We start from the raw sequence: 7,155 nt of genomic DNA on the forward strand, positions 1-7,155 counted from the left end.
GAAGGCGTAACCCTTCTCGAAGAACTCCGCAGCCGTCGCGGCGAGGATCGCGTCGCGAGCCTCGTCACTCCGCACCGGGCCGCTGCGATGTCCACTCATGCGCGGCATGCTACAGATCACATGGCAGACGAGACGAGACGCACCGTATTGTGTAGCAAGTAGGTGCCCCTCCCAGGCACACCTCCCACCGCCCGACCTGCTCGGGCACCTCACGACTGAGAGCTCTGATGGCTGAACTCCTCTACCGACTCGGACGCTTCTCAGCTCGTCGCGCCTGGCTCGTCATCTGCACCTGGCTCGTGGCCCTGGCGCTCGCTGCGGGCGGCTACTTCGCCTTCGGCGGAGCCCTCCAGAGCGCCGTCACCATGCCCGGCACGCCCACGGTCGAGGTGGCCGACAAGCTCGCCGCCCACTTCCCCGAGGCGAGCGGCGGCGCCGCCACGGTCGTCTTCCAGTCGGACGACGGCAAGTTCACCCCGGTGCAGCGCGCACAGATCGAGGACGTGCTCGAGCAGGCCCGCGCCAAGCCCGGGGTGAAGCAGACGGTGAGCCCCTTCGCTCCCGCCGAGCAGATCGCCGAGGGCCTGGCCGAACTGGACGAGGGGCAGCGCACCCTCGACGAGACCCGCGAAGGCGTCACCTCGGGGGCGTACGGCCTCGACGAGCAGCAGACCGCGGACGCCCTGGCGGGACTCGACTCCCAGCAGGCCCAGCTCGACGACGCCCGCGCCCTCCTCGACATGGCCTCCGACATGGGCATGGTCTCCGAGGACGGCACGACGGCGCTGGGCACCGTCATGTTCGACAAGCCCGTCAACGACCTCGCCCCGGAGACCAAGGAGGCCGTCGCCGACGTCCTCCTCGACGCAGAACTCAAGGGCGTCACCGTCGAGCTGTCCAACGAGCTGGTCCAGGCGATCCCGAGCGTGATGGGTCCCGGCGAGGCCGTCGGCCTCGTGATCGCTGCGATCACGCTCTTCGTCATGCTCGGCACCCTGATCGGTGCGGGCCTCCCGATCATTACCGCCATCACCGGCGTCGGCGTCGGCGTGGCCGGCAGCCTCGCCTTCAGCAGCCTCGTCGACATGATGTCGGTGACGCCCGTCCTCGGCGTGATGCTGGGGCTGGCGGTCGGCATCGACTACTCCCTGTTCATCATCAACCGTCACCGCAACCAGCTGCGTGACGGCGTGCCGCTCGCGGAGTCGATCGGCCTGGCCAACGGCACCTCGGGCAACGCCGTGGTCTTCGCCGGCGCCACCGTCATCACCGCGTTGGCAGCCCTCAACGTGACGGGCATCGGCTTCCTGGGGCTGATGGGCACCGTCGGCGCCGCCTGCGTCGCGGTCGCCATCCTGGTGGCCGTCACCCTGACCCCCGCCCTGCTCAGCCTCGTCGGACTGCGTCTGCTGCCCCGTCGCCAGCGCGCCGAGCGCCGGGAGCCGAAGCCGGTCGCCCACGTGCGGCCGATGAAGACCTGGTGGGCCGTTGTCTCAGCCGTGCTCGGGACCGCCCTGCTGCTGGTCATCGCCCTGCCGGCGCTGTCCATGCGCCTGGGCCTGCCCGACGGCTCCAGCGAGCCCGTCGACTCGACCCAGTACCGCGCGTACTCCCTCATCGAGGAGCAGTTCGGGGCCGGCATGAACGGTCCGCTCGTCCTCGTCGCCGAGTACCCCACTCCCCTGGCGGAGGAGCAGCACGTCGCCGAGCAGGTGCGCGTGGGCCAGCGCATCCTGGAGCAGGACAACGTGGCCGCGGTGGCCCCGATCGGCGTGTCCGAGAACAGCCAGATCATCGCCTTCCAGGTCGTCCCCGTGCACGGGCCGAACGCCGAGGAGACGGTGCAGCTCGTCCGCGACCTGCGCGACCTCTCCCCCCTCTCCGGGCCCGACACGGTGGCCCAGGTGGGCGACGCGGGCGGGGCCGTGATGCTCGGCGTGGCCGGCACCGCCTCGGGCAACATCGACATCTCCGCGAAGCTCGGTGCCGCTCTGCCGGGCTACCTCGCCCTCGTGGTGGGGCTCTCGCTTGTGATCCTCGTCCTGGTCTTCCGCTCGATCCTCGTGCCACTCACGGCGACGCTGGGATTCGTCCTGTCGCTCGCGGCGACGTTCGGCGCCCTCACCGCCATCTTCCAGTGGGGCTGGCTGGGCTCGATCTTCGGTGTGCACGACCCGGCACCGATCCTGAGCTTCCTGCCGACCATCGTGATCGGCGTGCTCTTCGGGCTGGCGATGGACTACCAGCTCTTCCTGGTCTCGGGGATGCGCGAGTCGTACGTCCACGGGGCCCCGGCGCGCGAGGCCGTCGTACGAGGGCTGCGGTCGGGACGCACGGTGGTCACCGCTGCCGCGATCATCATGGTCGCGGTCTTCGCCGGGTTCATCTTCGCCCACAACAACGTGGTGCGCCTGATGGGCTTCGGCCTCGCCTTCGGCGTCCTGGTCGACGCGTTCATCGTCCGCATGCTCATCATCCCCGCCGTCATGCACCTGCTGGGCCGCGCGGCCTGGTGGCTGCCGGCGTGGCTCGACCGGATCCTCCCGTCCGTCGACGTGGAGGGGGCCGCCCTCGAGCGCGCGCACCCCGACGCCCACCTCGTCCACCCGGAGGACGGCCTCGCCGACCTCGACGCGGAGGCCGAGCGGCTCACCGACGAGGAGTCCTCGCTCGCCGGCAGGTGACGCTCAGCCGTCGAGGAGACGTGCCTGGACCCCGTCGAGGAGCAGGTCGACGGTGAGCTGCAGCTGCTCCGGCCCGTAGGTGTCGGCCGGGGCGGCCAGGATCTCCTCGAGGTACGGGTGGGCACCCGGAGTCTGGCCGCTCAACGCGGCGCGGAGCTGGGCCGCCCGCGTCGCCTGTGGCGAGCGTCGTACGGCCAGGGTGTCGCGGGCGTGCGCCAGCGCGACGTTGACCAGGGCCGCCACCACCCGCTGGGTGGTGGCCACGTCGAGCCCGCGGGAGACCAGCGCGCCGATGACCGACTCGGTCGGGTCCAGCACACCGGCGAGCACCGGGTCCGTCATGGGCAGGTGCTCGGCGTACGCGCCGGTGGCCACGATGCACGCGGCGAACCCCGCGGCGTACGTCGAGCAGGCGGTCCGCCAGTCCTGTCCCGAAGGCAGGGTGAAGCTCGCGGAGTGGCGCCGGAAGGTGTCCAGGGCGACGAGGGACAGCAGAGCGTCGCGGTCCCCCACGTGGTGGTGGACCGCCTTGCGGTCCACCCCGAGCCGGTCGGCCACGGCCTGCATGGTGAGCTCGTCCGGCGGCATCGTGCCCGCGACCTCCACGATGCGACCGCGGTCGAGCCCGGCGGACCTGCCGGGCCCTCTCGCTGTCGTTCCTTGACCTGCCATGGCGGCGACCCTAACGTGTCCGGCAGATAATTCCCGCCCGGGAAATAGGTCGCACACCAGGGAGGCACCCCGTGGCAACCACCCGTACCAGCTCCGCTCCTGAGTTCCAGGTCGTCTCGAAGGAGCGGCTGTGGGGCACTCCCGCGCGCTGGCAGCGCTTCGGCGCGCCCGTGGCCGCGGGCGACTCGACAGGCGAGGACGGGTCTGTCGACCTCGGCCTCTTCGGGCCCGACTCGGTGGTGTGGCAGGTGCTGCTCCACCCGGCAACGGTGGTCTTCCAGTTCGCGGCCCAGCAGACCGTGCAGGTGGCGTACAAGCCGATCATGGCCGGCGTCAGGGACCACGACCCCATCTCGCGGTTGTCCCGCAAGGGCCGGCTCACCTTCTTCGAGGTGTTCGAGCGCGGCCAACGCAACTCCGGGATGCACGCCCCGATGTGGCTGGGCGACTCGGCCACGGCCACGCTCATGCGGAAGCACCTGGGCGCCATCCACCAGAAGGTGCGCGGGGACGTCATCGACGTCGGCACGCCCGAGCTGGGCGGGTACGCCGCCTCGGAGCCGCGCGACGCGATGTGGGCGGTGCTGACGGAGATGCACTCCATGCTGCTGCTCTACGAGGCCTTCGCCTTCCGCGACGGCCGCCTCCCCCACCGCCTCAGCGACGCCGAGCGCGACCAGTTCGTGCGTGAGGTGGGCGCGTACTGCCGCTTGGTCGGCAGCCCGGAGGCGGAGATCCCGGAGTCCATGGCGGATCTGGAGGCGCTGTACGTGCGGTACGCGGACCTCTTCGGCCACACGGACACGATGAACGTGCACCCCGCCAGTGGTGCGGACTACCAGGAGGTGATCGGCGAGAGCCTGCGGGCCAACTTCCACCGCTCCCAGGTGCCGTCGATCCTGTACGCCCTCGCTCTCGACCACGGCCTGTTCCGCCAGCTCTACCTCGGGGCGCTCCCCACGGAGCTGCAGCGCGCCGCCGGGCTGGGGCCGGTGCGCGGCCGCGTGGCCCGGGTCCTCACCCGGCTCGGCCTGCCCCTGGTCTGGGTGCTGCAGCAGGCGCCGTTCGAACGCCACTACGGGCGCCTCATGTGGGGACCGGACGGGGTGCGGCTGATCGCCTCGGCCCGCAGGCTGGTGCGGCAGCGAGCCGCGTAACGCGCGCCCGCGGGGGTCAGTCCCGCACGGACGTCTCGGAGACCTCCAACGCGGCGGCCTCCTCGTCGAGTCGTGACACCCGCCCTGCCGGGGCCCGGTCGCGCGATCGCTCCCACCAGTGGGAGGCCACCAGGACCAGGACAGCCAGCAGGGCACCGGCCACGATGTCGATGATGTAGTGCTCGGCGAAATAGACGAGCGCGAACGACATGGACAACGGGTACAGCGCAAGGAGCCAGCGCCAGCTGCTCCGGAGCCGCTGGATGGCGTACAGGGAGATGAGGAACGCGATGCCTGCGTGCAGGGACGGCATCGCCGCCACCGGGTTGCCGACGCCGTGGAGGATCAGGTCGACGCGGTCCAGGCCGATGTCGCGCCACCCGCGGCTGGTGATGCGGGCGACCTCGCCCATGTAGCCGTCGCGCGAGGCCATCCACGGCGGGGCCATCGGGTAGAGGATGTAGATCACGAGCGCAGCGAAGTTGATGCCGAGGTAGCGGCGCATCCACTTCACCCACTCGGGCCGGCTGCGCACCCACAACACGGCCGCGATCGTCAGTCCCGCGACGAAGTGGGTGGCGTACACGGTGCTGAGGAAGAGGTCGTACCAGCGGGGTTCGCTGACGTACGTGCACGGGTCGCCGCACAGGGCCGCCTGCAGGTGCTCGGTGGGAGTGGTGCCACCTCCGAGCCAGCGGTCCACCTCGATCGGTATCTGGATGTGCACCGGCAGGCCGAGCTCGTCGGTCAGTCCACGGCTGAAGAAGTAGACGACGAGTCCGACGACAGGGAGCCACCAGTCGCGCAGGAAGTTCAGGTGGTGCCGCGGGTGCGCCTCGATGTGCCACGCCACGGTCCCGAGCCACAGCCACAGGAACACCTGGACGGTGTCGTTGGGGACGCCGACGTTGGCGCACCAGACGACCAGGATCGCCGCGAAGACGGCCATCGCAGCCACCCGGACCGGTCGCCTCGTGGTCGGCGGCCTGATCACCGCGGCGTCGACACCGACGAACTCCCCCGAAGACATTGGTCGATCCTACCGGCGGAACGGGCCGCCGGGGCACGCATCCACACGCGAGGTGCGGGTCATGCGCCCCCGACCCCGCTCAGCAGGAACCAGAAGACGAGGACGCCCACGAGAGCGCCGAGCAGTCCCCACCAGACGCCGGTGACCGCACGGCGCACCGGGGAGGCGTCCTCCCGCGCCAGCGCCGGGAGCGTGAGCGCGAGGAGGGCGCCCAGGAGCGCCATGACCGCGAGCTGGACCACCACGATCCAGTTCTCCGTCCCCTCCCCGTCGAGGAAGGTGGCCGCGAGCGGAAGACTGAACACTCCTGCGACGAGGAGGATGGCGGCGCCGAGGATACGCTGGACCGTACGAGACATGGCGTCACGGTAGTGGCTGCCGCTGAGTCGGTGACGCCCTCGTGGGGCCGGATCCCACGAACTGGTGAGGAGAGGGCACCGGTGGGTCACGCGCGGACGCCCGGCCGGCAGCCGGGGCTAGTGTGTCTGGGATGACCCAGGTTGACCCAGGTTGACCCGGTGCGCCCCGGCCGTCCCCAGCCAGTCGTCAGGCCTCCGGCCACGGCAGCCATCTTCTTGGTGCTCACCGTCCGGGAGGGTGGCGAACAGGCGGTGCTGGACCTGCTGGCCGACGTCGCCGGACTGACCAGGTCGGTGGACTTCCGGGCCCCCGACGGCGGGCTGACCTGCGTGGTGGGTGTCGGCGCGCAGGTGTGGAGTCGGCTGTACGACGCCCCGCCGCCACGCCACCTGCACCCCTTCCGCCCGGTCGTAGGGGCCGTGCACAGCGCGCCCTCCACCCCCGGTGACCTGTTGTTCCACGTGCGAGCCCGCAGGGCGGACCTGTGCTTCGAGCTGGCACAGCTCCTGGTGGCGCGGTTGCGAGGACACGCGGAGGTCGCCGACGAGGTCCACGGCTTCAGGTACTTCGACGACCGCGACCTGCTCGGGTTCGTGGACGGTTCGGAGAACCCGCGCGACCAGGACGCCTTCGAGGCCGTCCACATCGGCGCGGAGGACCCGGCGCACGTCAACGGGAGCTACGTGGTCGTCCAGCCCTACACCCACGACCTCGACGCCTGGAACGCCCTGACGGTGGAGTCCGAGGAAGCTGCTGTGGGACGTCACAAGCTCAGCAACGTCGAGCTGGCCGACGACGTCAAGGCAAGCAACTCCCACGTGGAGCTGAACTCGGTCACCGGGCCCGACGGTCGCGACCTCGCGATCCTTCGCGAGAACATGCCCTTCGGCCGCGTGGGGACGGCCGAGTTCGGCACCTACTTCATCGGGTACGCGGCAGACCCGGCCGTGATCGAGACGATGCTGACCCGCATGTTCGTGGGCCACCCGCCCGGGAACCACGACCGGATCCTCGACTTCCCACCGCGCTCACTGGCTCGTTGTACTTCGTCCCCACCGCGGACCAGCTGCTCGTCCCACCGTCCGGGGCGCAGGGCTGACCCTCTGGCCGTACTGCTCCGAGCCCGCGGGAGGCGCCGGTGGCGGAGCGAGCTGGTCGACGCCTGCTGCGTACACGATGCCGTCCGGTCGTACGGCGAGCGACCGGATCCGACGCGCATGCATCCAGGCACTCAGCACCGCGTCCACGTCCA

6 protein-coding genes are annotated in these 7,155 nt (G+C 70.8%); 3 read left to right on the top strand and 3 right to left on the bottom strand.

Features of this window, described 5'->3' with window-relative positions; genetic code table 11:
- Window positions 1–227 precede the first annotated feature (227 nt).
- Entirely contained in the window at window positions 228–2,684 is a 2,457-nt protein-coding gene (locus tag ACI379_RS14210; protein WP_439792748.1) for an MMPL family transporter, read from the top strand.
- Window positions 2,685–2,687: 3 nt separating this feature from the next.
- On the opposite strand, the gene ACI379_RS14215 is transcribed toward ACI379_RS14210, so the two are convergent.
- A complete protein-coding gene (locus ACI379_RS14215) occupies window positions 2,688–3,356 on the bottom strand; it encodes a TetR/AcrR family transcriptional regulator (RefSeq protein WP_439792749.1) in 669 nt (222 codons plus the stop codon).
- Window positions 3,357–3,427: 71 nt separating this feature from the next.
- Between ACI379_RS14215 and ACI379_RS14220 the strand changes: the two genes are divergently transcribed.
- On the top strand, window positions 3,428–4,513 hold the full coding sequence (locus tag ACI379_RS14220; RefSeq protein ID WP_439792750.1) for an oxygenase MpaB family protein: 1,086 nt from the start codon (window positions 3,428–3,430) through the stop codon (window positions 4,511–4,513).
- Between the two features lie 16 nt (window positions 4,514–4,529).
- On the opposite strand, the gene ACI379_RS14225 is transcribed toward ACI379_RS14220, so the two are convergent.
- Together ACI379_RS14225 and ACI379_RS14230 are read right to left on the bottom strand one after the other, a co-directional pair.
- Window positions 4,530–5,543 carry a phosphatase PAP2 family protein gene (locus ACI379_RS14225; protein WP_439792751.1) on the bottom strand — a complete coding sequence of 338 codons (1,014 nt, stop codon included), beginning with the start codon at window positions 5,541–5,543 and terminating at the stop codon, window positions 4,530–4,532.
- Between the two features lie 59 nt (window positions 5,544–5,602).
- Window positions 5,603–5,902, bottom strand: a complete 300-nt coding sequence (locus ACI379_RS14230) for a hypothetical protein (RefSeq protein WP_439792752.1) — start codon at window positions 5,900–5,902, stop codon at window positions 5,603–5,605.
- A 141-nt stretch (window positions 5,903–6,043) separates the two neighbouring features.
- On the opposite strand from ACI379_RS14230, the gene ACI379_RS14235 reads away from it, so the two are divergent.
- Window positions 6,044–7,155 (top strand): Dyp-type peroxidase (locus ACI379_RS14235; protein ID WP_439792753.1); only part of this gene is annotated, 1,112 nt, incomplete at its 3' end.

The organism is Nocardioides sp. (assembly GCF_051876515.1).
Lineage (GTDB): Bacteria > Actinomycetota > Actinomycetes > Propionibacteriales > Nocardioidaceae > Nocardioides.

Excerpts from the sequence above, each read along its gene's own strand:
- ACI379_RS14225 (WP_439792751.1), bottom strand. The coding sequence starts at position 5,543 with ATGTCTTCGGGGGAGTTCGTCGGTGTCGACGCCGCGGTGATCAGGCCG.
- ACI379_RS14210 (WP_439792748.1), top strand. The coding sequence starts at position 228 with ATGGCTGAACTCCTCTACCGACTCGGACGCTTCTCAGCTCGTCGCGCC.
- ACI379_RS14230 (WP_439792752.1), bottom strand. The coding sequence starts at position 5,902 with ATGTCTCGTACGGTCCAGCGTATCCTCGGCGCCGCCATCCTCCTCGTC.
- ACI379_RS14215 (WP_439792749.1), bottom strand. The coding sequence starts at position 3,356 with ATGGCAGGTCAAGGAACGACAGCGAGAGGGCCCGGCAGGTCCGCCGGG.